We start from the raw sequence: 23,051 nt of genomic DNA, 5'->3' as shown, positions 1-23,051 counted from the left end.
ACCGCGCCGCGATGCGCTACGATGAGAGGATGGCCCGCGTCGCGATGTTTTCTTCTCTCGTCAAACTCGCGCAGCTCACCCTTGTTCTTGCGCTGCCTCTCGCAGCGGCTTGTTCCGGAGCCACGACGCAAGACGTTCTCGCGACGTCGAATGACAGCGCCGCCGGCGGCAACGCCACGGTCCCGGGCACAGGTGACGACACGTCGAAGCCGGACGGCTCGACGAACGTGGACAGTGGAGCGACCACTCGCGACGCGTCGACGCCCCCCCAACCGACGGGATGCCAGGCCGAGAGCGAGCCCAACGACACGCCCGAAGAGGCCAACGAGGCGGCGCCCTCGAACTGCGGCAAGATCTCTCCGGCCGGCGACGTCGACTACCTCACGTTCGAGCTCGATCCGTCGACGACCAACTTCGCGATCAAGTTCAACGGCAAGGTCACGCTCACGGTGTCCGTCAACGGCAAGAGTTACGTTCTCGACGCCAGCAACAACCCCAAGATCCCGATGGTGAAGGGCAAGCCCTATCTCATCGCGATCCGCGCGGCGGGGAACGGAAGCAACATCGCTTGGCGCGTCGACATCGAGGAGTCCTGAAGAGCGCTCGGTTCAGCGCGTCATGACCATGTCCGTCCAGCGTCCCTGGACGGAACTCACCGCTTCAGCACGTTCGTTGCACCGGCGTGGGGTCCATGGTTTCATGCGCTTACCAGTCGTATTCGGGAAGCAAAGGACGCATGCAGGCGCCACTCCCGGTCATCGTCGCTCGACGTATCGACCGTAAAGATCGCGGGTGGCTAGCGTGGATCGCTGTCGCCAACGAGACCGTGCATCTGGCGCTCGATCATGCGCCGATCGACTCGTCCGTCCATGCGCTCGAGATCTATGTCGAGGGCTTCCGCGACCCGCTCATCGTCCGCGCCGAGCCCTTGGGCGCTCCGACGGGCGAGGGCTTTCCGCTTCGCCTCTCCCCTCTCGACGACGAGCACGCCGACACGCTCCAGCGCGAACTCTTCGGAGGAAAGGCCGGAGGCGACAACGAGGCCAAGAAGGACACCCCGCCACCGGCTGAGCTCGAAGACGTCTCCGAGCCGCCGAGCAGCATGACGGGTCACTTCGCGCCTCCGCGCGGAGCCTCGAACATTCCTCCGCCGATCTCCTTTCGGCATGCCGCGGCTCTCTCACCCGAGCCGATCATCGCGACCACGTCGCGACGCCCTCCTCCTCCCGTGGGGCCGGGCCGCAAGCTCGGCAACGGTCGGTTCGAGCTCGAGCACAAGCTCGGGGCGGGGGCGGCGGGCGAAGTCTTCCGCGCGATGCACCTCGCTCTCCACCGCCACGTGGCGGTGAAGATCCTCCATCCGTCGCTCCACCAGAGCACCGACTACACGACGCGCTTCTATTCCGAGGCGCTCGCGGCGAGCCAGCTCGATCACCGCAACGTTCTGCGCATCATCGACTACGGCCAGGAGCCCGACGGCCTGCTCTACATCGTGATGGAGCTGCTCGAAGGCCGGAGCCTCCAAGACATTCTCGACGAGAGCGGGCCTCTCCCCAACGAGCGCATCGTCGATCTCGTCTCACAGGCGTGCGCCGGCCTCGCCCACGCGCACGACGCGGGCGTCATCCATCGCGATATCAAGCCCGAGAACATCATCGTCGTGAAGCGACGCGACGACGAGGGCCGCGAGGTCGAGCTCGTGAAGGTGTGCGACTTCGGCATCGCGCATTGGGTCCCCGTCCGAAGCGAAGCCCGCAAGAACGAAGCCCAGATCCAAAAGCCGGACGCTTCGCAGGTTGTGGGAACGCCCGCGTACATGGCGCCGGAGCAGATTCGAAACGAGGCGGTCGATGCGCGCGTCGACGTCTACGCCCTCGGTATCGTTCTGTTCGAGCTCGCCACGGGCGAGGTGCCTTTCTCCTCCGACGATCCGCTCGCCGTTCTCGATCTCCACGTGATTGCGCCGCCGCCGGCCCCCTCGTCGATCGCCAGGAACGTGCATCCGGCGCTCGAGCGCATCATCCTCAAGGCCCTCGCTAAGGACCCGCGCGAACGCCAGCCCGACGTCCGCGCCCTGCGCGCCGAGCTCGCGGCCGTCACCGAGGTCGACATCGCGGCCCCGCCCGCGCCCAAGCCGATCCCCACTCCGCCCGTCCCGCCGGAAGCTGTCACCGCGACGCCGGTGATCCCGACCACCGAAGAGCTCCTCGAGACGACCGAGCCTTCACTGGCCAAGCTCGATGCGCTCGACGACGACACGGTGATGTCGGCCTTCGACGCCGTGGCACGTGCTGCCCGCGCGGCCGTCATGGCGAAGAGCTTCCCGGTCGCGCGAAGCCTCCTGCTCTGGCTCGACACCCGCACCGCCGGCCTCCCCAACGATGCAGGACGCGAAGCGGCCGACCGCGCGCGTGCGAGCCTCCGTGATCCCGAGGCCATGAAGGTCGTGGCGCCATACGTGCTCGACGGCACCTTCATTCGTGTCGAAGAGGTCGCCTCGGTGCTGTCGGCAGGCGGTCCCGTGGCCGCTCACGCCCTCATCGAGCATCGCGGGCGCATTGCGCGAACGCTGGAGTTCCGAAGCAAGTTCGTCGAGACGATGCGGGCGATCGGCGCCCCTGCCCTGCCGGCGATCCTCTCGGTGCTCGACACCATCGTCGACCTCAAGACGAAGCCAGACGAGGCGCTCGCGGAAGACCTTCTCCGGTCGATGCCGAACACCCGCTCGGACGAGGGAGGCGACGTCACCTTCCGGCTCGTGCGCATCGACAAGCCCACGCTCGGACGCATCGCCCTGATGACCACGGCCATGCTCTGGGGTCCGCGCGCCAAGCCGCTCCTCCTCGGTGTCCTCGACAGCACCGACGACACGGTTCGCCGCGCGGCGATCGAAGCGCTCCAGAGCCTCGACGCGATCGACGAGATGACCCTCGAGCGCCTCGCACGCATCCTGGTCGGTCAGGCCGAAGCCAGCGACGATCTGCGCCTGGCTGCGGCCACCGCCATCGCGTCCGCAACGCCGGAGAGCAAGCCGCAAGCGATCGCGTTCCTCCAGCAGCGTATCGCGAGCGCGCAGAGCTTCGTCTCGTCGATGCTCAAGGCCTTCGTGAGTCGCGAGCGACCGGCGATCACGGTTGCCCTCGCGCGTTCGCTCGTGCACCTCGATCCGGTCGGCGGTCGTGCCGTGGTCGAGCGTCTCGCGGGGGCGCGCTCGGATCTGCGCGCCGATCTCACCGCCCTGCTCACGCGACGCTGAACGAGCGGAACCGCGCGGAAGGCGCTCAACGACCGAGCAAGCGGTGAATCGCCGCCTGCAGATCGCGGAAGCCTACCGGCTTGACGAGGTGCTCCTCGAACCCCGCCTCGGCGGAGCGTTCGCGGTCCTGGCTCGTGCCATAGCCGCTCAAAGCAATCGCGCGCGTTCCAGGAGCGAGCGTGCGGCTTGCGCGCGCAACTTCGAGACCGCTCGCATCGGGCAGCCCAAGATCGCTGATGACCAGATCGAAACGGCCGTGCTCGAGCGCGCTGCGTGCTTCTGCGGCATTCGTCGCCACTGTCACCGTGTAGCCCTCACTCACGAGCAGCTCGCGCATCAAGTCGAGCGTGTCCTCGTGATCTTCGACGAGCAGCACGCGGATCTCTCCCGGCTTCGGAGTTCGTGCGCGTTCCTCGACGGGTGCTTTGGCGAGCGGCATGACGATGCTGAAGGTCGACCCTTTGCCGGTCCCTTGACTCTCGGCCCGGATCGAACCCCCATGAGCCTCTACGATGGCCTTCGCGATGGCAAGCCCAAGCCCGAGGCCATTGCCTTGTGCGTCCTCGGTGCGGTGCAACTGCTCGAACTTCCCGAACAGTCGGGAAAGATTTTCCGGCGAGATTCCCTCGCCTTCGTCGCTCACGTCGATCCGGGCGGTCTCCTCGTCGCGTGAGACACGCAACCGGACGGTTCCCCCGACCTTGCTGAACCGAACGGCGTTCTTCAGGAGGTTCCAGAGCGCTTGCTGGAGCCGGGCCGTATCCGCGGAGAGCCAGACGGTGGCATCGATGTCGCTCTCGAGAATGACCCCCTTGGCGTCGATGTCCGAGGCGCACACCTCGAGAGCATGCGCGACGACGTCGGCCGCGCGGGCGATCTTCTGGTGGAGATGCACCTCGCCACGGGCGACGCTGGTGGCATCGAGCAAGTCGTCGATGAGGCGCGCCTCGAGCTCGGCGTTGCGTCGAATGAGCTGCAACTTGGCGTGAACGTGCGGAGGCACCGACGGATCGCGCGAGAGGATTCCCACGGCGACGAGGACCGGCGTGAGCGGCGTGCGAAGCTCGTGCGAGAGAACGGCCAGGAATTCGTCCTTCGTTCGGCTCGCCGCCTCGGCCGCGTCGCGGGCGGCAACGAGCTCGCCTTCCGCGCGACGCTTCCACGAAACGTCGTGCTCGATGGCCGAAGCGCCCGTCACGCGGCCCTCGGCATCTCGCACGGGCGCGATGCTCGCGGAGACGTCGAAACGGTGCCCCGACCTTCCGACGCGAACCGTATCGAGCCGCTCGATACGCTGCCCCGCGAGCGTACGCGCCCGGAGGTCGCGCATTTCGTCGGCCTTGTCGCGCGGCACGATGAGCGACACGGAGCGCCCGAGGATCTCGCTCGCCGACCAACCGAAGATGCGTTCGGCCCCGACGTTCCAGCTCTTGATGTTGCCTTGGAGGTCGATCGCGTAGATGGCCTCTTCCGCCGACTCGACGATGCTCGCCAGCATGGCCTGGTTCTCGTCGGCCCGCTTCTGTTGCGTGACGTCGACGAAGGTGACCACCACACCGGCGATGACGTTGTCGAGCGTGCGATACGGAAGCGTGCGCACGAGGTAAAAGTGCGTACCGTCGTCGAGGCGAACCTCGCGTTCGCGCGGAGCGAGCGACCGAAGTACGGCGACGGCGTCTTCGACGAGATGGCTCGTATCGAACTTGGCGACGATGTCCGTGATGGGCCGCCCGCTGTCGGTTTCGATCAGCCGAAAGACCTCGGTGGCGCTCGGCGTGAAGCGCTTGATGCGCAGCTCCTCGTCCAGGAACACCGTCGGGATCTGAGTACTGAGGAGCAGATTGGAGAGGTCGTTGTGCGCCGAATCGAGCTCGTCGAGCTTGTTGCGTAGCTCGGTGTTGAGCGTCTCGAACTCCTCGGCCACGCTCTGGAGCTCCTCGTTCATGCTGAGGAGCTCTTCGTTCGAGCTCTTGAGCTCCTCGTTCGAGGTTTCGAGCTCCTCGATCGTCGTCTGCAGGTGTTCTTTCGTCGCTTTGAGCTCGTTCTCGAGCTGGTGGATGAGCGCCGAGGGATCGCCGCCGTGCATGGGCAAAGCCCCTCCTGCCGGCCCCATCTCCTGGAAGAGAACGGCGAAGAGAGCGGGCTCCTCGCCGAGCGTCACGAGCGGGCGCACGACGATGTTGAGGCGAACGGGGCCCGTCTCGGCGTCGAAGACCACGTTGTCGTGGACGACGATCTCCCGACCGCGAACCGCGCGGTGAACGGCGGCGCGAACGTCGGGCCGCAGGCTCTTCTGCACCATCGTGGCGATGTTGACGTCGATGGCGCCGGTGGGCGGCTCGAGGAACTTCCCGGTGCGCCCGGCGAAGTAGACGATCTCGGCTTGCTCGTTGATGACGATGCAGGGCGGCGCGTACTGCTCGAGAAGCAGGCGTTCGACGGCGAGCTGGAGCCCACCCTCGAGCGATGGCGTTCGGCGAGCCATCGGATCCATGCGCGAGGGCCAGCCTCCCTCGGAGAGCGGCAGACGCAGCGAAACACTCCCGATCGTTCGCTTCTTTTGGAACACGCGCAGCTTCTTGTCGATGACGCGGAACAGGTCGCTTCTCCCTGTCACGCTCTCCGACGGCCCGAGGAGGAGATACGACCCGTTGTTGAGTGCGTAGTGGAAGAGGCCGAGAACCCGCTTCTGCAGATCTTGTTCGAGATAGATGAGGACGTTACGGCACGAGACGATGTCGATACGCGTGAACGGCGGGTCGCGAATGACGTCGTGCTGTGAGAACACGCACATCTCACGAATGACCTTTCTCACGCCGTAGCCGGTCTCGTCGCGCACGAACCAGCGCTCGAGCCGATCGGCCGCAACGCGCTCTTCGATCGAGTGCGGGTAGCGAGCGAGGCGCGCGGAGTCGACTGCGTCGGCGTCGGCGTCGGTGGCGAAAATCTGGACGCGCGGAGGAACGGCAAAGCCGGCGAGGCGCTCCTGGACGATGATGGCGATCGAATAGACCTCTTCCCCGGTCGCGCAGCCGGGCACCCAAATCCGCACGCAGTCGTTCTGGGTTTTGCCCGCCAGGACGGCCGGAAGCACGTGCGCAGCAAGGGCTTCGAAGGCCTCCGAGTCACGAAAGAATTCGGTGACGCCGATCAGCAACTCCTTCACGAGCTCGTTCGCCTCACGCGGGTCGGAACGCAGCTTGGCGAGGTAGTCGCTCACGTTCGCGACGTGCAATACCTGGTGGATGCGCCGGTGCAGGCGTCGAATGAGCGTGTTGCGCTTGTACTCGCTGAAGTCATGGCCCGTCCGCTCACGAACGATCGCGCAAACGACGGGCAATTCGTCGGCAATGGCGTCCGGCGCCACCTTACGAGGCGACTGCGCCAACCTCCGTGCATGATCCACCAGCTTTGCCGGCATCTGCTCGACGGGAAGCACGTAGTCGATGGCGCCCGTGGTGATGGCGCGACGAGGCATTGCCGGCTCGTGAGCACTGCCGGGCTCTTGGGCGAGACAGATCCCACCCGCATCCCGGATGGCGACGACGCCGGCAGCACCGTCGGGACCAGCGCCGCTGAGAACGATGCCCACGCCACGTTCTCGATGGTCTCGAGCAATCGTGGAAAAGAGGGCGTCGAGCGCGTCGAGCGCGTCGAGCTGAGGCTCGCCGGTCATGCTCGCCAGGCTCGTCTCGCTCGGCTCCCCCTTCCGATCGGCAGTGCGGTTCAATGCCTCGGAGAGATGAAAGCGCCCGCCCTGCGAGGTGAGGTGGCGGCCCGAGGGGACGACGTAAATGCGGTCTCCGGCGAGACGCATTCCGTCCACGATTTCCTGGACCGAAACGCTCGCGTGACGCGCGAGGAGCTCACCCACCATGTTCGGCCAGCGGGGCTCGAAGTGCACGGCGACGATGAACGCGAACCCCGTGTCTTTGGGGACTCGCGAGAAGAACGAGCGGAGAGCGTCGAGACCCCCGGCAGACGCGCCCAGCGCAACGACGAGCTGTGGCGGCGCTTCGCCGGTCGCCTCCGCATCCGCGGAATCCCCTTCGACCTGCTCCAACCTCCGCGGAGCTATACACGAGAGAAGTGCGATGCACAGTCTCTCTAGGCAAACATTACTTCGTCAGGATCGGGCGGATCCGAGGCTTCTCCGAAGCAATGGGAGCCTCCCCCTCGGCCAACTATGCGTCAGCGCGTCGAGCACTGATGCTTGGAGTGCGCACCGGCCCGTCGCTATGCGGCCGACGGACCGCTGATGTCACGCGAGCTCGGGCCGATCGTCACGATCTCGCTGCCATGGCGGTTTTCGCCACCGCAGCACGGCGCGCGTCCGATGCAGACGTGATGGTTGTCCGCGCAGATAACGGGCCGCTCGAAGTCGTACGCGTTCGTCAGAAGGTCGGCAGCGATGAAGGCAAGCACGCGCACGGCAAGCGGACCGGCTTCGGCGATCGGCACGAAGCCAACGTTGCCCGCATCGTCCTCGCAACGAATGACGTGGCCGGTGGAGAGCATCGAGTAGGCGAAGTCGACGCGTGCCTGCAGTGACGTGAACGAGGCCAGCGTGTCGATGATCTTCTGACGAGCCGCGCGAAGGAGGCGCTCGACGAAGCGCGCGTCGATGTGCCGGAAGTCATCGAGCGCGGGAGGCCCGAAGCGTTCGCTCGCCGTCTCGGAGGCGTAGCGCGTGGTCTGTGCGTACGACGCGAACGTCCAGAGAATGAGCTCGGACTTCCCCCACTCGTGAGCGTTGTCGACGAAGGAGGTCCACGCGTCTCGGCACGCACGCGCGATCGCCGAGGAAGAAGCGAGATCGGGGAGCCGGAGAATCGTCGGCGCCGCGGGTGAGTGGTCGGAGGCGTTCATCATGGCGACCACCATTGCAGCCGGTATTCCATGTCGCGCTCGGCGCGATCGACGTCGAAAATCGCAACAGAAGCATGATCTCCGTCACCGCGCTGACGGAGTCCGGAGCTCCTGCGTCACCGATTCGGCGCGCCGAGCGGGCAAGTGACAAGGGTTCGTCGCTCGCGCGTGCTACGATGACGGACGCGCATGCCGTCGCGCTCGAAGACATCGTTCGTCGCCCTTTTGCTGCACGTCGTTGCGGTGATGGCGGCGTGCGTGATGTGTGCGATGCCCGGCGCGCAGGTCGGCGCCGCACGCGGATTCTCGTTCGCGCGCGGGCCTGCTGCACTCGTCACGGCCCCGTCGTCCACGCAGATCTCCGCGGCGCGACCTCATCCGGCGATCGACCTGAGCGAAGGTCGCGCGGAGCGTCCCCGAGCGCCCGGTTCACCGCACGCGCTGCCGTGGGCACTCGCGCCTGGCAGCAGCATCGCCATCGGCGACGCCGGCTACGAGCTCCTCGAGATCACGCGTTCGCTCGATGTTCCTTCGGGCCGAGCGGAGCGCCGCCACGTCAGCGCTCGCGGTCCCCCCGCACGAGCCTGATCGCGCTCGACCATTCGCATTCATCGCGTTCACTCGCATTCACGCGCCACCCTTCGAGGTCGAAGCAGCGGCGCTTCCCACGCGCTCGTCACGCGAGCGCCCCCCCCTCTGCTCGTGCGCTGAACCGCGGCCTTTCTCGCCCGGTCGTCGGCGTCACGTTCGGAGGCCTTGCGGCCGGCGGCGTCAACGCACGCGCACGGCCTTTCGGAGACTTTTCATGAGCAAGAAGAAGAACGATACGCTTGGTTTCACGCTCCTGCCCGCGGGTGTCGCCGCCCTCTTCCTCGGCATCGGCTCGTTCAACCGCGAGTCGAGCGTCATGGCGATCACGCTCATCGGCATCGGCGCGGCCATGCTCGGCATCGCCTGGCGTGTGCTGAAGGAGCCGCCGCATGAATCCACCGCGCCGGCGAAGGCCCCGAAGGCCCCGGCCCCGCAGGCCGAGAGCGTCCGAGCCGAAGCCGCGGAGTGAGCGCCCGAGCACGCGAGGGGACGGACCGCCTGGTTCGCCCCTCGCGTTTTCGCTGCCTACGCTGCCCGCGTCCGCGCGCGGATGAGGCCGGCGACGAAGCTCTCCCAGTCCGAGCGATCCTGGCCGTTGAGCGCAAAAAAGCGCAACCCCACGCCTGGCTGCCCATGCTGCCCGTCGACCACCCTGACGACGACCGCGTGGACGACGAGCTCGCGTGCCTCGCCCCCTGCCTTCGGAAGGCGAATGCGAAGCTTGACGAGTTGCCGAACCGGCGGCGCCTCCTCCATCTGGAGGAAGAGACCGCGGAAACTCGCATCCAGCATCGTTGCCGAGTCTTCCGAGCCTCGGCGCACGATGCTGGTAGGCAACGAGATTCGCGCGCGTAGGTCGCGCCTCCGTTCGTCCGAATCCATCCTTCCCGACGAACGGCAGCGCCTGCCCGGACTTTAGCGCGCGGTGGGCCGAGGGGGCCGGGGGCCGGGCGCTGCAGCAGAGGTTTTCCTCCTCAAAATCGGAACCGGGTGGGTTCCCGAAGCAGCGCCATACCTCAATGGTGTAAGGTAGATGGCCCCATGTCCCAAACCCTGCCCCGGATGGACGTCGCGACGGCCATGCTCATCGCGCTCGATGATCGGCTCGCGGGAACGTGCGTCACGCTGCTCGACGATGCCGGCTTCCGGGTCATTCGCGTGAAACACGTGGCACCGGCGCTCGAGCGCCTGCCCGTGGCCATGCCTCAGCTCGTGCTCTTCCCCGCCACGCTGGTCGCCGCGGAAGAAGAGATGCTCACCGATCGGTGCGTGGCCATCGGCGCCGAGCTCCTCAAGCTCGCCCCCAACCTCGATGCACGTGCACTCGCGGCGCTCATCGCGAGCAGCGCGCACTCGGCCCTCGAACGGCCTCGTTGAACGTCACCCGCGTCGCGCCCGTCTAGACCAGTTGGTCTAGGCCCAGTTGGTCTAGGCCCAGTTGGTCTAGGCAAGATGACGAGCGAACCACTCGCTCGCGACGCTCGTGAGCTCTTCGAGCACCTGGCCGCTCTCCAAGTTCGCATTCGCGCCCGCCCCACCGAGCAAAGCAAGCTCGCTCTTTCCGCGCAGTCGACCACGGGCGCTGCGGTTCGAGGCGAGCGCGATGTCGTCGGCCTCGGAGGCGATGAAGAGCGTGGGCACGAGAACGGCTTCGAGCGCCTGGCCGGCGAGGTCCGCGCGTCCGGCCGTCGACACGATCGCGCGCACGTCGGGACGGGTACTCGCCGTGACGAGGGCGGCGGCCGCCGCGACCCCGCTCGCGTAGTAGCCAATACGTAGATGACTGGCGTTGGGCTCCGTCAGGACCCAGTCGGTGGCCGCGTAGAGGCGCTGCGCGAGGGCCGTGACGTTGGGCCCGGCATGACGTGCCTCGTGATCGCCGAAGGGGTGGGGCGTTTGCGGACCGGGTTCGTCTTCGTCGGGCGTCAGCAGATCGACGACGAGCGTGGCGACCTCCACGTTGCGCCGTATGCGCTCCACGGTCGTCTTGAGTGAGGGACGACGACGCGACGCGAGCCCCGTGCAGGCGAAGACCACGAGCCCACGCGCGTACGTGGGAAGCGTCAGTTCTCCGCTCAAACGCGAAGAATCCTGGCCTCCTGGGATCACCACGTCACGCGTGCTGTCCGGTCGAGAATCCGTGGCGCTCATCGCGTTGGCCTCCGATGGGGTTCGCGCGCCCGAGCACACTGCATACCAGTGGGCCGAGTCGTTCGAACACGTGTGAATATCGTCGACGACGTCGAAAACTGAACGGGGTGCGCGTGGCGACTTTGCGTGTCGGCTCCGTACGCGAGGCGATCATGCACGCGACCAACAACATGCATCACGCAACCATTTATCCCTGAGGCTCCGCCACGGATCAGGCATTTAGCGTCGCATCGGTGGGATCGTCTGCCGCAGAGCGTGGTTCTTTCTGCCTCAGATGTGCGGCACCTGTGGCGAAAATGCAGCTCAGCACGTCTCGCGCGTTGCGTGCCGAACGCCGGTCTGGAACGGTTTCTCGTATGAAGCTCACGATCCACTCCGATATCGACCTCGACGGACCGAACGCTGGACGCGGTTACTGCACTTGGCTCGACGTCCGCGCAGGTGACGATCGAGAGCAGTACGCCTCGGCCCGCGTCGCCCTCTTGCACGTCGGAGAAATCGCGGATGCCCACGGCGATCTCTGGCCGGCCCTGCATCGCACCCGGCTCGAGCCCCTGCACGACGTCTACTTCAGTCAGGGTTGGTACCGTGACGAGTACGCCGACGGCGCGGGGATTGACTTGCTCTACGTCGACAGTCTCACCATCGCGGACCCGACGCGACGCCGGAACCTGGACCTCGCCATCGTGCGGCGCCTGTGTGACACGTTCGGAAGCGGTTGCCAGCTGGCCGTCATGGCCTACCGCGACGCGCACGAAGCCGGTCACTGGTCGCGCCTCGGCTTCTCGCCGAGCACGCCAGGGCGCATGACCGGCCTGATGCACATGAAGCTCGGTTACCGTCATGCGCGGATCGTCGATTCGACCGGCACCGGCGACTTCGAGGTCATCGCGACGGACATCACCGCTCCGCGGATGCAATCGAACTGACCTTTCGCTCCGATTCTTGACCGCTCGGAGCTCAGATTCTCGCGGGCGTCTCGGAGGAAGGCCCCGCACCTCCTGCCTGACCACTCTGGTAGCGTTCGAGCTTGCGATAGAGCGTGCGGCGATCGAAGCCGAGCACCTGCGCAGCACGTGACTTGTTGCCCCCGACGAGCGAAAGCACGCGGAGGATGTAGCGCCGTTCGAGCTCGTCGATCGTGACGATCTCTTCGGGCTGATTGGCCGAAACCACGAACTTCTCGGGCCGGAAGCTCCGGACTTTCTCGGGAAGATCGTCGACTTCGATGCGGTTGTTGCGCGCGAGAGCAACCGCGCCGTCGATGCAGTTCTCCAACTCGCGCACGTTTCCCGGCCACGAGTAGCTGATCAGCTTCTCCGCGGCGGGGGGGGAGAGGTCCATGTCGACCTTGCCGTGGCGATCGGCGTACTGCTTCAAGAAGTGGCGCGCGAGATGAAGAACGTCGCCGCTCCTTTCGCGAAGAGGCGGCACATCGATCTTCACGACGTTGATGCGATAGAACAAATCCTCGCGGAAACGGCGCTCGTAGACCTCGTCTTCGAGGATGCGGTTCGTCGCCGTGAGCACGCGTGCATCGAAGGGGATCTCGCGGTTCGATCCGACGGGACGCACCTTTCGCTCCTGGAGCGCGCGAAGAAGCTTCGGCTGCACTTCGAGCGGCAATTCGCCGATCTCGTCGAGAAACAACGTACCGCCGCTCGCCTGAAGGAAGAGACCGGTGCGCTGCGTCTTGGCGTCGGTGAATGCGCCTCGCTCGTGTCCGAAGAGCTCGCTTTCGAGCAGGCTCGCCGGGATGGACGCGCAGTTGATGGCCACGAAGGGGCCGTCTTTGCGGCGACTCCGATCATGGATGGCGCGCGCGATGAGCTCCTTGCCCGTGCCTGTTTCTCCGTGGATGAGAACGCCGGCGTCGGCGTCGGCCACGCGTGCGACGAGACCGAAGACCCGACGCATCGCCGAGCTCGCGCCGACGACGTTGTCCATCGGGGCCTCGTCGATCAGCGCGACCGAGCGGAGGCGCTTCACTTCCTCCTCGAGACCGCGATGCTGAATCGCGCGTGACACGGCTACGATGAGCAGCTTGGAATCGACCGGCTTGGTGATGAAGTCGTAGGCGCCGACGCGCATCGCGCCGATGGCCGTCTCGAGACTCCCCTGCCCTGTGATCACGACGACGGGAACGCTCGGCCTCGTGCCGAGGACGCGCTCGCAAAGCTCGAGGCCGCCCATCTCCGGCATCTGGAGATCCGTGAGCACACTGTCGAAGTCTTGCGCGCTCACGAGCTCCAACGCGCGCTGCGCGGAGGTGCAGGTCGTGACGGAATATCCCTCGCGCTCGAGGACCATCTGAAGCAGGTCACAAGTCTCCTGTTCGTCGTCGACCACAAGGATCTTGCCCTCGCTCATGGCTCGGGTTGGTCTGCACGGCGCGTGCCGTAGATATCCACAAGTTGTGAGGGGATCTTTGCGCCTCAATCGGTGCAATTTGTCACCGACCGGGGCAAGGACGCACAGCCGCACCCGGAAGCGCGCCTGAGGGTCGAGGCACGAGACGAAGATCAGGTTCGCTGACCGAGCGCCGAAACGATCCCCGCAAGCATGGCCGGTGCGGTCGGTCCGAGGCTCCTCGTGGAGTAGACGAACGCGGCGTTGACGATACCGATCGTCAGGAAGATCTTCCGATAGGCTGCTGCCTCGACCGCCACGACCGTGGATCGCTCCACGTCGGTGAGCGTACGGCCGCGAGCCGCGCTGAAGACGTCGGCATCGAGCTCCGCTTGGCTGCGCAGGACGTCGTCGCACGCAAACACGATCAAGCGATAGTCACGGAGCGCCGCCGGAAGACGCCCCGGCAACGCATGCGCAAGAGCGTGCTGGATGCCAAGCAGCGATTCGCTCGTCACCCGACGCTCGCGCCCCGATGGTGTCCCGCATTCGATCGTCCAATGATCCTTGAGCAGCTTGACGAAGTGCGGTTCGAGCTGCCCGTCCCCACGCACGCACGCGAGGTAGTGCTGTTGGGTCATGAGCTTCAGATGAAGCGCGAAGACGAGCAGAGCGAGCGGGGATGCATGGGCGAACGTCTGCGAGAGATCGTCAGTGCGCGTGACGTAGACAGGCGTAACGGGAAACGCGTTGGCGAACGCGACCTCGAACGAACGGAAGAACTCATGATGGTCGAAGACGTCCAGACGAAGCAGCGGCGCGAGCGTCTCGGCGACCTGGAAGTCGCCGTGCGCGCGCTCTCGGACCGCGACCGAGAGTGCGGTTTCGAAGAGATCGAAGAGGTGAACGTAGCCCGCCGCACGAATCTGATTGAGCGTCCGTCGTTCGGCATCGTCGAGCACGCGTGTGGGCGTGAGGCTCGCGAGCCCCTCCGGTAGGAAATAGAGCGACAGATCGAGGACAGGCGGCTGACCGCGCCCGCTCTTGGGTTCGGACATTCGAGACTCGGCGTCCACCTTGATGACCCGCATGGCGCGACCGGTCGGCCACCATTGCAGGGTGCGCGCCACGCCGCGGCAATCACGCTTCAGGTTTCGCCTTCATCGCGTGCCGGCGAGGGCGAACCGCGGTAATGACCACACACGCGGACCCCGTCCGTCCGGGTGTAGCCGTCGACCCAAAGCACCCAGCCGGAGGCCGCGTTCTTCCGTCGGACGACATGCGAACGACGCGGGCGCTTGGCGAACTCACGCCTTGTCCCAACCTGGCTCCCAACCTGGCTCGCGACCGGGCTCCGCTTGGTTCGTTTGGGCGGTGGCACGGTCCTGATGACCAGCAACCGAAGTGCCATTCGCGGCGACGAGCGGCACTCGAGCTTCACGCGCCTGGTCGTATGACCAGCGCATCGTTGTCCCGGCGGCGCCCCCACGGGCTCGTCGTGTCTCGCCGTTCGCTTGGATCCCGCGATGCTTCCGTGGGAAGCCATGGCCTCTGTCGATTCGCGCCCCCTACGGCCGGCACTTCTCGTCGTCGACGACGATAGCGCGGTCGTTCGCTTCATCGAGCGGGCTCTGCGGAGCGACTACGAGGTGACGAGCTGCTCGGACGCGAAAGGCGCGATGCTCGCCGTCTCACAGGCCCGCCGCCCGTTCGACGTGGTCCTCTGCGACGTCAACCTGCCGGGGACCAACGGCCTCGAGCTCGTGAAACGCCTGCGGTCGACGGTGCCCTCGCTCGCTCACAACGCCGTGCTGATGACCGGCGGGGGCGTCGGACTCGACGACGCGGTGGACGATGCGATCGCACGTGCAGGCGGAGATGCGCTACGCCGCCTCGACAAGCCATTCACGCTCGACGATCTGCGCGCCGCGGTGCGCCCCCGCCCTCTTTCGCGAATCTCGAACGACGACGCGGCCTCCACGTAGCGGAGGGACGGTCGCCCCTGCGACCGAGCGCCTCCCCCACCGTGCCTCGGGGACGACTGCGGCGAGCGGCTTCATCGCTCTGCTGGACGCAGGATGCTAGCGTCGGCCTTCAACCTTGAAACGCGACGTCGACGACTTCTTGTTCGAAGCAAGTAGGCGACTAGCCGCAAGCCCACTCGACCACGAGCAGGCTCTTGCTGCCGTCGCCCGCTTGGCGATCCCGCGTTTCGCAGACGCTTGCACTGTACATATGCTCCAGCCAGATCGGAGCATTGCGCAAGTCGTCGTGGTGTTCGAAGACGCCGAGCGAACCGAGCTCGCGCGAGGGATCGATCGCCAGATGCCGCCGACGTTCGACGCACCGCGTGGTCCAGGGCGCGTCATTCGAACCGGCATGGCCGAGGTCTCCTCCGACGTCTGGACGGATGGCGTATCTCCCGACCGAACTGACCAGGCAACGGTGCTCGGATTGCGTTCTTATGTATGTGCCCCGATCTCCGCCGAGGGCGTCGTGGCGGGTGCGCTCACGTTCTTCCATACCCATTCGGGACGGCAGTTCCGCGCCGACGACCTGCCGGTTGCCGAGGAGCTCGGTCGTCGTGCGGGCCATGCGCTCGAAGGTGCGCGCCGTTTCGAAAGAGAGAGGTCCGCGCGGGAAGGCCTCATGCGGCTGTCGGCACTCACCGCCGCACTCGCCAAGCCGTCGCTGCCGATCGACGCGGTCGCGAGGATCACGATCGAAGGCGGACGCCGCGTACTCGGCGCGAAGAGCGGAACGTTCCACCTGTATCGAGACGACGGATCGTGCGTGCTCGTGGCGCACGAAGGCGACGAAGACGCGACTGCCCGACGGATCGCACTTCTCGCCGCAACCCCCATCATCTCGGCCAACGACTCCGTGCGTCGGCGGGAGACGTCGTGGGTCGAAGACGACTCGCAGCTCGGCACGGGCCCAGGGGTGGTCGCGCCACTCGTCGCGGACGACGATCCCCTCGGCGCCGTCACCTTCGGCTTCGACAGCGGGCGTCGCTTCGACGAAACGGATCGCGCGTTCGTCGAGATTCTCGCGCTCCACGCCTCGCATGCACTCGCGCGCGCCAACCTCCTCGAACGAGAGCGCCGCTACCACGAGCGCGTGAAGGTCCTCGCCGACGCCGGCGAGCTCCTCTCCGGAACGCTCGATTACGACACCACGCTCGAGAACGTGGCGCGCCTCGCCGTTCCCACCCTGGCCGACTTTTGCTTCTTCGATCTGATCGAAGAAGACGGCACCACCCGACGGCTCGTCGGCTCGCGCGAATCGGCAAGCGTGCTCGCCGAGCTGCACCACCTCGAGCGAGATTACGCGCTCAACACGCCGCTCGAGCCGAGTGTGAACCCGCTCTGGAGTCGGAAGACCGGATTTCACCCGAACGTCGACGATGCGTGGATGCAGCGCGTCTCGCCCGATTCGACGTATCTCGCGCTCCTGCGCAAGCTTCGACTCTCTTCGCTCATCACGGCGCCGCTCGTCTCCGCACGTGAGCGCCTGGGATCGCTCACGGTCTGTTACGGCGATTCGGGGAGACGTCACACGCAGAGCGACATCGCGCTCGTCGAAGAGCTCGCACGACGCGCGGCCGTCGCCCTGAAGAACGCACGCCTCTACCGACTCTCGCAGGAGGCGACGCGTCGCGCCGAAGAAGCTGCACGGCAGGCCGAGGATGCGAGTCGGCTGAAAGACGAGTTCCTCGCCACCGTCTCCCACGAGCTTCGGACGCCGCTCTCCGCCATCCTGGGTTGGGCAACGCTGCTTCGTGGGCCACGCGCGGACACCGCGTTCGTGGGCAAGGGCCTCGAGGTCATCGAGCGCAATGCGCGCTCTCAGCAACGCCTCATCGAGGACATCCTCGACGTCGCGCGCATCGTGACCGGCAAGCTTCGCATCGACACGGGGCCCGTGGACCTCGTTGCGCTCTCGAGCGACGTGCTCGAATCCGTCAGGCCGACCGCATACGCGAAAGACATCGAGCTCGTCTTCGAGTCGAGCCAGAGTCCGTGCCGGCTCGCGGGCGATTCGGTCCGCCTGCGCCAGGTTCTCTGGAACCTGCTTTCGAATGCGGTGAAGTTCACGCCGAGCGGAGGAAAGGTCTGGCTCGAGATCGAGCAAAGCGGCGACCGCATCGTCTTGCGCGTGCGTGACACGGGGCGCGGCATCGAGCGAAACTTCCTCCCGCACGTCTTCGAACGCTTCAGACAAGCGGACAGCTCGACCACGCGCGAACACGGAGGCCTCGGCCTCGGGCTCTCGATCGTACGTCACCTCACGGAGATGCACGGCGGCAGCGTCGACGCGAAGAGTGGCGGGCCGGACGCCGGGGCCACCTTCACGGTCACGCTGCCAGTTCGGCCCTTCAGCGCGCCGATCGCGCGGCCGACGGCTCGGGACACGTTCGAAGCTCCGCCGAGCTCGCCGTTCGGTCCGCGGCACCAACGGCTCGAGGGATTGCGCGTCGTCGTGGTGGAAGACGAGGTCGATTCGCGCGACCTCATCGCGCTTCTGCTCGCGTCGGAAGGCGCAGTGGTGCAAACGACAGCGGCAGCCGAGCAGGCCGTCGACGTCGTGCGAGAGTTCGCTCCCGACGTGGTCCTCAGTGACATCGGGATGCCCGGCCAGGACGGGTACTGGCTCGCTGGCGAGCTACGGCGCTTGTTCCCTCACGTGCCGGCCATCGCGCTCACCGCGTATTCGGCACGTGAAGACATCGCTCGCGCGATTACGGCGGGCTTCGATCATCACGTCGCCAAGCCGGTCGATCCCGAGCAGCTCGTCCATGCGCTGACGACCTGCGGCAAGAGGCCTTCGGAGGCGCGGCCGGATCTCAAGTCGGCCGCCTCGCACGATCATTTGCTCGAGGAGCTCGACCGAGACATCGCCTGAGCGCAGCGCGCGTCGGGCCTTCCAGAAACGGTCGCCGGCCGCTTTCGCGCCGGCGTATCCAAGCCGCCACGACGTAGCGAGCTAGCGTGGAGCGCCTCGTGGGCGCGGGATCGAACGGGTCGCCCATCCGTCGCACGTGGTCACAAGCCCCGGCGCCTCGATCGCGATCCTCGCCGAACTCCGCTTCCCGGCCTGCCTGATCTTGGCATGTCCATTCGTGGCCGCACCGAGTGCCTGTCGCAGGGCCACGAGGGACGTGGAGCGTTGGATCACCGAAGGTCGAGGTACGCAGGTTGCTCGAGTGGACCCCATGGCGTTCACCACCGACGTGCTCCGGATCGACTCCGCGCGCATGGTTCGTTCGATCGAAGAAGCACTCCGCGACCAGCTCGGCCGTACTCTGCGACGCAAGGGAATCGTCGTCGGACTCTCGGGTGGCATCGACAGCTCCGTCGTCGCCGCGCTCGCCGTGCGTGCCGTGGGCCCCGACAAGGTCCTCGCGCTCTTGATGCCGGAACGCGACTCGTCACCGAGCTCGCTCTCGCTCGGAAAGATGCTGGCGAAACATCTCGGCATCGAGTTCGTCGTCGAAGACATCGCCCCCGCGCTCACGGCGATGGGCTGCTACGCGCGTCAGGATGATGCCATTCGAACGGTGTTTCCGGAGTACGGCAACACGGCTGGGTGGACGTGCAAACTCACGCTTCCGTCGATCCTCGACGGTGATCGCATCAACGTGTTCCAGCTGACCGTGCGCAGCCCGAACGGCAAGGAATCCACGTCGCGCATGATGCCCGAGGCTTATCGCCAGCTCGTTGCAGCCACGAACTTCAAGCAGCGCGTGCGCAAGATGTTCGAATACTACCACGCCGATCGACTCGCCTACGTCGTCGCAGGAACGCCGAATCGACTCGAATACGACCAGGGCTTCTTCGTGAAGCAGGGCGACGGCGCGGCCGACGTGAAGCCGATCGCACACCTGTACAAGACGCAGGTGTACGCGCTCGCCGAGCACCTTGGCGTGCCGCAGGAGATTCGTTCGCGACCGCCGACCACGGACACGTTCTCGATGGAGCAGACGCAGGAGGAATTCTACTTCGCGTTGCCCTACGACAAGATGGACGTCTGCCTGTACGGCAAGAACCACGGCGTGTCGGCGAGTGACGTGGCGCGAGCGATTGGACTCACGCCGCTCCAGGTCGAGCGCGTCTATCGTGACATCGACGCCAAACGTCGTACGACGCGCTGGCTCCATTCGCCGCCGCTCCTCGTCGAGCCCGTCACCGAAATGCACGGTAGTGACGCAGAGGACGTGGGCCACCCACGCGTGGCCGGAACCGGGGCGGGCGTCTGATGTGCGGAATCGCCGGGATCGTCGCGCTTTCGTCGCACGCAGGAGCGCCCTCGCGCGAGGAGCTCCTGCGCATGGCTGGAGCGATTCATCACCGAGGGCCCGATGCCTTCGGTGTGTTCGCAGAAGGGCCTGCGGGGCTCGCGCATACGCGCTTGTCGATCATCGACCTGTCGGGTGGACGCCAACCGATGTCCGACGGTCGATACGTCGTCACGTTCAACGGTGAGATCTTCAATTACGTCGAGCTCCGCGCGGAGCTCGTGGCCAAGGGTGTTCGCTTCTCGACCGAGAGCGACACCGAAGTGCTCTTACGTTCGTGGGTTCACTGGGGCGAAGACGTGCTCATGCGCTTCGACGGGCAATTCGCCTTCGGCATCTGGGACAAGCGCGAGAAGCGCCTCGTGCTCGCGCGCGACCGGCTCGGCGTGCGTCCGATTCACACGTGCATTTACGATGGACGCCTCTACTTCGCGAGCGAGGCGAAGGCCATCTTCGCGGCGAATCCGCAGATTCCGCGCGCACTCGATCCGCTCGGCATCGACGAGACGTTCACCTTCTGGAGTCCCGTTGCGCCGCGCACCGCGTTCGCGGGTGTGGAGGAGCTGCCGCCCGGTCATCTTCGCTACTACGACCTCGGCACCACGCAGCCGCGCGAGCGGCGCTGGTTCCAGGTGACGTTTCCGAAGGCGGGCGAGCGTGCCTTCCGGGGCACGGTCGAAGACGCGGCGGAGGCGGTGCACGAGGCGCTGTCTCGCGCGGTGAGCCTGCGCATGCTTCGCGCGGACGTGCCCGTGGGCGCCTACGTCTCTGGCGGCCTCGACAGCTCGCTCGTGGCAGCGCTCGCGCAGCGGGCAACGAAGCGATTCTCGACCTTCTCCATTCGGTTCGACGACGCCGAATACGACGAGACCTCGTTCCAGCGGCTCGTATCCCGCGAGCTCGGAACGGACCATCACGAGCTGCTCGTGCGTCGCGAGGACATCGCGCGCGCATTCCCCAAGGTGGTGAAGCACGCCGAGCGTCCGATCCTACGCACGGCGCCGGCGCCGCTCTTCCTGCTCTCCGAGCTCGTTCGTAACTCGGGCATCAAGGTGGTGCTGACCGGCGAAGGTGCCGACGAAGTGTTCGCCGGCTACGACCTCTTCCGCGAGGGGAAGGTTCGGCGGTTCTGGGCGAAGAACCCGGCGTCGACGATGCGCCCGCAGCTGCTCGACCGACTCTATCCATATCTCGCGCGCTCGCCGATGGCCCAGCGTGCCATGGCGCGGAAGTTCTTCGGGCGCGACCTCGATCGCGCACGCCTGCCCGGCTTCGCGCACGCCATGCGCTGGCAAAACGCGCTTGCCATGAAGCGCCTATTCTCGCGTGAGATGCATGATCGCGTCGGAAGCTTCGACGCGGCGCGCGAGTTCCTGAGCACGTTGCCCGCCGCGCTTCCGGGTTGGTCTTCGCTCGCGCAGGACCAGTGGATCGAGATGCGCACGCTGCTCTCGGGCTACCTGCTCTCGTCGCAGGGCGACCGCATGCTCATGGCACACTCGGTCGAAGGACGCTTCCCGTTCCTCGATACCGACGTGGTCGATCTCGCCTGCACGCTGCCCGACGACGTGAAGCTTCGTGTGCTCGACGAGAAGCACGTGCTCAAGCGCATCGCCGATCGGTATCTGCCGAAAGAGGTCGCGCGGCGCCAGAAGCAACCGTACCGCGCCCCCGACGTGCTTGCGCTCACGAGTACCGACGCACGTGAGTACGCACGGGCCTTGCTCGACCCCGCAGCCGTGGCCCGAGCAGGCATCTTCGACCCCGACGCAGTGACGCGCCTCTGGACGAAGTGCACCGCCGGCGCAGGCCAGGGGCCGCTCTCGAACGCCGACAACATGGCACTCACGGGCGTGATCTCGACGCAGCTCCTCCACGAGACCTTCGTGGCGCGCTTCGCGGTGCCGCAAATCCAACACGAAGACACGAATTCCCACATCCAGCTCGAGGCCGCCGAGGTGAGCGCATGATTCCGGCAATTCCGCTTCTTCACGATGCCCTCATCCACTCCGCACGACGGCTCCCCGAAAAGGTGGCGCTCGCGTGCCAGGGACATCACCTGACCTACGCCGAGATCGAGGGGCGCTCGAACGCACTCGCGAATGCTCTCGTGCGGCGCGGCGTGGAGCGTGGCGATCGTGTGCTCGTCTACCTCGACAACTCGGTCGAGGCCGTCATCGCCTTTTGGGCCGTGCTCAAGGCCGATGCGGTCGTGTCGATGATTCATCCGCACACGAAGGCCGACAAGCTCGCGTGGCTGCTCTCCGATTGCCGTGCAAGCGCACTCATCACCGACGCGCACCTGGCCGCGGTGTTCACGGACGCGGCGCGCCGCAGCAAGCATCTGCGGACGATCGTCGTCTCGGGCAGCTTCGATGCAGCGCGACACACGTGGCACGAAGGTTCGGTGGGCTGGCACGACGTCGTCGCGAACGAGCGCTCCGACATCGCGCCGGCGCGGAAGAACGTCGACATCGACCTGGCCGCGATCGTCTACACGTCGGGAAGCACCGGTGAGCCCAAGGGCGTGATGCTCACGCACCGGAACATGCTCACGGCAGCGAAGTCGATCACGACGTACCTCGAGAACGTGGAGGACGACGTCATCCTCGGCGTGCTCCCGATGTCGTTCGACTACGGGCTGTACCAGATGATCATGGCCTTCACGATGGGCGCGAAGCTCGTGCTGGAGAAGGGCTTCACCTACCCCGCGCAGATCCTGAAGACGGTGGTGGAGGAAGGGGTGACGGGATTCCCGGGCGTGCCGACCATCTTCGCGATGCTGTCGGAGATGAAGACCATCAAGGACTACGACCTGCGCGCGGTCCGTTACGTCACCAACACGGCCGCGGCGCTGCCCGTGAAGCATATCTTGATGCTCAAAGACATCTTCCCAACGGCTCGCATCTATTCGATGTACGGCCTGACCGAGTGCAAGCGCTGTACGTACTTGCCGCCCGAGGATCTCGACCGCAAACCCACGAGCGTCGGCATTGCCATTCCGAATACGGAACTGTGGCTTGTCGGCGAAGACGGTGAGCGGCTGACCGAACCCAATGCTGTCGGGCAGCTCGTCATCCGCGGGGCGACGGTCATGGCGGGCTACTGGGAGAAACCGGCCGAGACTGCCAAAAAGCTCAAGCCCGGACTGCTGCCGGGCGAGCGCGTGCTCTACACCGGCGACCTCTGCAAGCTCGACGAAGAAGGATATCTCTACTTCGTCGGTCGCCTCGACGACATCATCAAGTCACGCGGCGAGAAGGTGGCACCGAAGGAGATCGAAGCGGTTCTCTACACGATCAAAGGTGTCAAAGAGGCCGCCGTGATCGGCGTCCCCGACGAGATCTTCGGTCAGGCTCCCAAGGCGTTCGTCGTGTTCGAAGCGGGCATGGGGGTCGACGAGAAAGAGCTTCGTCGCGTGTGCCAGGAACGGCTCGAGAGTTTCATGGTGCCCAAGTACTTCGAAATCAGGCCGGCTCTCCCCAAGAGCGACAACGGCAAGATCGACAAGAAATCGCTCTCCTGAGCTTTAGGAAG

17 protein-coding genes are annotated in these 23,051 nt (G+C 66.0%); 11 read left to right on the top strand and 6 right to left on the bottom strand.

From position 1 onward, the window contains the following. The first annotated feature begins 29 nt into the window (after positions 1–29). Together AKJ09_RS21885 and AKJ09_RS21880 are read left to right on the top strand one after the other, a co-directional pair. A complete protein-coding gene (locus AKJ09_RS21885; protein WP_146649155.1) occupies positions 30–596 on the top strand; it encodes a hypothetical protein in 567 nt (188 codons plus the stop codon). A gap of 140 nt (positions 597–736) precedes the next feature. Next, the gene (locus AKJ09_RS21880) at positions 737–3,256 is read left to right on the top strand and encodes a serine/threonine-protein kinase (protein WP_169927739.1); all 2,520 of its coding nucleotides are present in this window, start codon (positions 737–739) and stop codon (positions 3,254–3,256) included. 25 nt (positions 3,257–3,281) lie between these two features. Here the strand turns inward: AKJ09_RS21880 and AKJ09_RS21875 are convergent, their stop codons facing one another. Then, complete coding sequence (locus AKJ09_RS21875; RefSeq protein ID WP_146649153.1) at positions 3,282–7,319, bottom strand: CheR family methyltransferase; 4,038 nt, start codon at positions 7,317–7,319, stop codon at positions 3,282–3,284. Positions 7,320–7,492: 173 nt separating this feature from the next. Next, positions 7,493–8,128: a hypothetical protein gene (locus AKJ09_RS21870; RefSeq protein ID WP_146649152.1), complete on the bottom strand. Its 636-nt coding sequence runs from the start codon at positions 8,126–8,128 to the stop codon at positions 7,493–7,495. Positions 8,129–8,314: 186 nt separating this feature from the next. Between AKJ09_RS21870 and AKJ09_RS21865 the strand changes: the two genes are divergently transcribed. Further along, entirely contained in the window at positions 8,315–8,713 is a 399-nt protein-coding gene (locus AKJ09_RS21865) for a hypothetical protein (protein ID WP_146649151.1), read from the top strand. Positions 8,714–8,930: 217 nt separating this feature from the next. Beyond that, a complete protein-coding gene (locus AKJ09_RS21860) occupies positions 8,931–9,185 on the top strand; it encodes a hypothetical protein (protein ID WP_146649150.1) in 255 nt (84 codons plus the stop codon). Positions 9,186–9,241: 56 nt separating this feature from the next. On the opposite strand, the gene AKJ09_RS21855 is transcribed toward AKJ09_RS21860, so the two are convergent. Further along, the gene (locus AKJ09_RS21855; RefSeq protein ID WP_146649149.1) at positions 9,242–9,598 is read right to left on the bottom strand and encodes a PilZ domain-containing protein; all 357 of its coding nucleotides are present in this window, start codon (positions 9,596–9,598) and stop codon (positions 9,242–9,244) included. Between the two features lie 159 nt (positions 9,599–9,757). Between AKJ09_RS21855 and AKJ09_RS21850 the strand changes: the two genes are divergently transcribed. Then, the gene (locus AKJ09_RS21850) at positions 9,758–10,093 is read left to right on the top strand and encodes a hypothetical protein (RefSeq protein ID WP_146649148.1); all 336 of its coding nucleotides are present in this window, start codon (positions 9,758–9,760) and stop codon (positions 10,091–10,093) included. Between the two features lie 66 nt (positions 10,094–10,159). Here the strand turns inward: AKJ09_RS21850 and AKJ09_RS21845 are convergent, their stop codons facing one another. After that, positions 10,160–10,867, bottom strand: a complete 708-nt coding sequence (locus AKJ09_RS21845) for an alpha/beta hydrolase (protein ID WP_146649147.1) — start codon at positions 10,865–10,867, stop codon at positions 10,160–10,162. Positions 10,868–11,223: 356 nt separating this feature from the next. Between AKJ09_RS21845 and AKJ09_RS21840 the strand changes: the two genes are divergently transcribed. After that, the gene (locus AKJ09_RS21840; protein WP_146649146.1) at positions 11,224–11,796 is read left to right on the top strand and encodes a hypothetical protein; all 573 of its coding nucleotides are present in this window, start codon (positions 11,224–11,226) and stop codon (positions 11,794–11,796) included. Between the two features lie 31 nt (positions 11,797–11,827). Here the strand turns inward: AKJ09_RS21840 and AKJ09_RS21835 are convergent, their stop codons facing one another. Continuing rightward, complete coding sequence (locus tag AKJ09_RS21835) at positions 11,828–13,237, bottom strand: sigma-54-dependent transcriptional regulator (protein ID WP_146649145.1); 1,410 nt, start codon at positions 13,235–13,237, stop codon at positions 11,828–11,830. 152 nt (positions 13,238–13,389) lie between these two features. Then, a complete protein-coding gene (locus tag AKJ09_RS21830) occupies positions 13,390–14,307 on the bottom strand; it encodes a hypothetical protein (protein ID WP_146649144.1) in 918 nt (305 codons plus the stop codon). A gap of 453 nt (positions 14,308–14,760) precedes the next feature. On the opposite strand from AKJ09_RS21830, the gene AKJ09_RS21825 reads away from it, so the two are divergent. From AKJ09_RS21825 to AKJ09_RS21805, 5 genes are all read left to right on the top strand, one after another. Further along, positions 14,761–15,201, top strand: coding sequence for a response regulator (locus AKJ09_RS21825; protein WP_169927737.1), 441 nt, complete (start codon positions 14,761–14,763; stop codon positions 15,199–15,201). 115 nt (positions 15,202–15,316) lie between these two features. Beyond that, on the top strand, positions 15,317–18,121 hold the full coding sequence (locus tag AKJ09_RS21820) for an ATP-binding protein (protein WP_146649142.1): 2,805 nt from the start codon (positions 15,317–15,319) through the stop codon (positions 18,119–18,121). Between the two features lie 310 nt (positions 18,122–18,431). After that, complete coding sequence (gene nadE, locus AKJ09_RS21815) at positions 18,432–19,475, top strand: NAD(+) synthase (RefSeq protein ID WP_146649141.1); 1,044 nt, start codon at positions 18,432–18,434, stop codon at positions 19,473–19,475. Beyond that, positions 19,475–21,484, top strand: a complete 2,010-nt coding sequence (gene asnB, locus AKJ09_RS21810; protein ID WP_146649140.1) for an asparagine synthase (glutamine-hydrolyzing) — start codon at positions 19,475–19,477, stop codon at positions 21,482–21,484. The genes nadE and asnB overlap by 1 nt, the downstream gene beginning before the upstream one ends. After that, positions 21,481–23,040, top strand: a complete 1,560-nt coding sequence (locus tag AKJ09_RS21805; RefSeq protein ID WP_146649139.1) for a class I adenylate-forming enzyme family protein — start codon at positions 21,481–21,483, stop codon at positions 23,038–23,040. The genes asnB and AKJ09_RS21805 overlap by 4 nt, the downstream gene beginning before the upstream one ends. The last annotated feature ends 11 nt before the right edge of the window (positions 23,041–23,051 follow it).

Source organism: Labilithrix luteola, assembly GCF_001263205.1.
GTDB classification, from domain to species: domain Bacteria; phylum Myxococcota_A; class Polyangia; order Polyangiales; family Polyangiaceae; genus Labilithrix; species Labilithrix luteola.
This window is presented reverse-complemented; position numbering and strand designations above follow the sequence as displayed.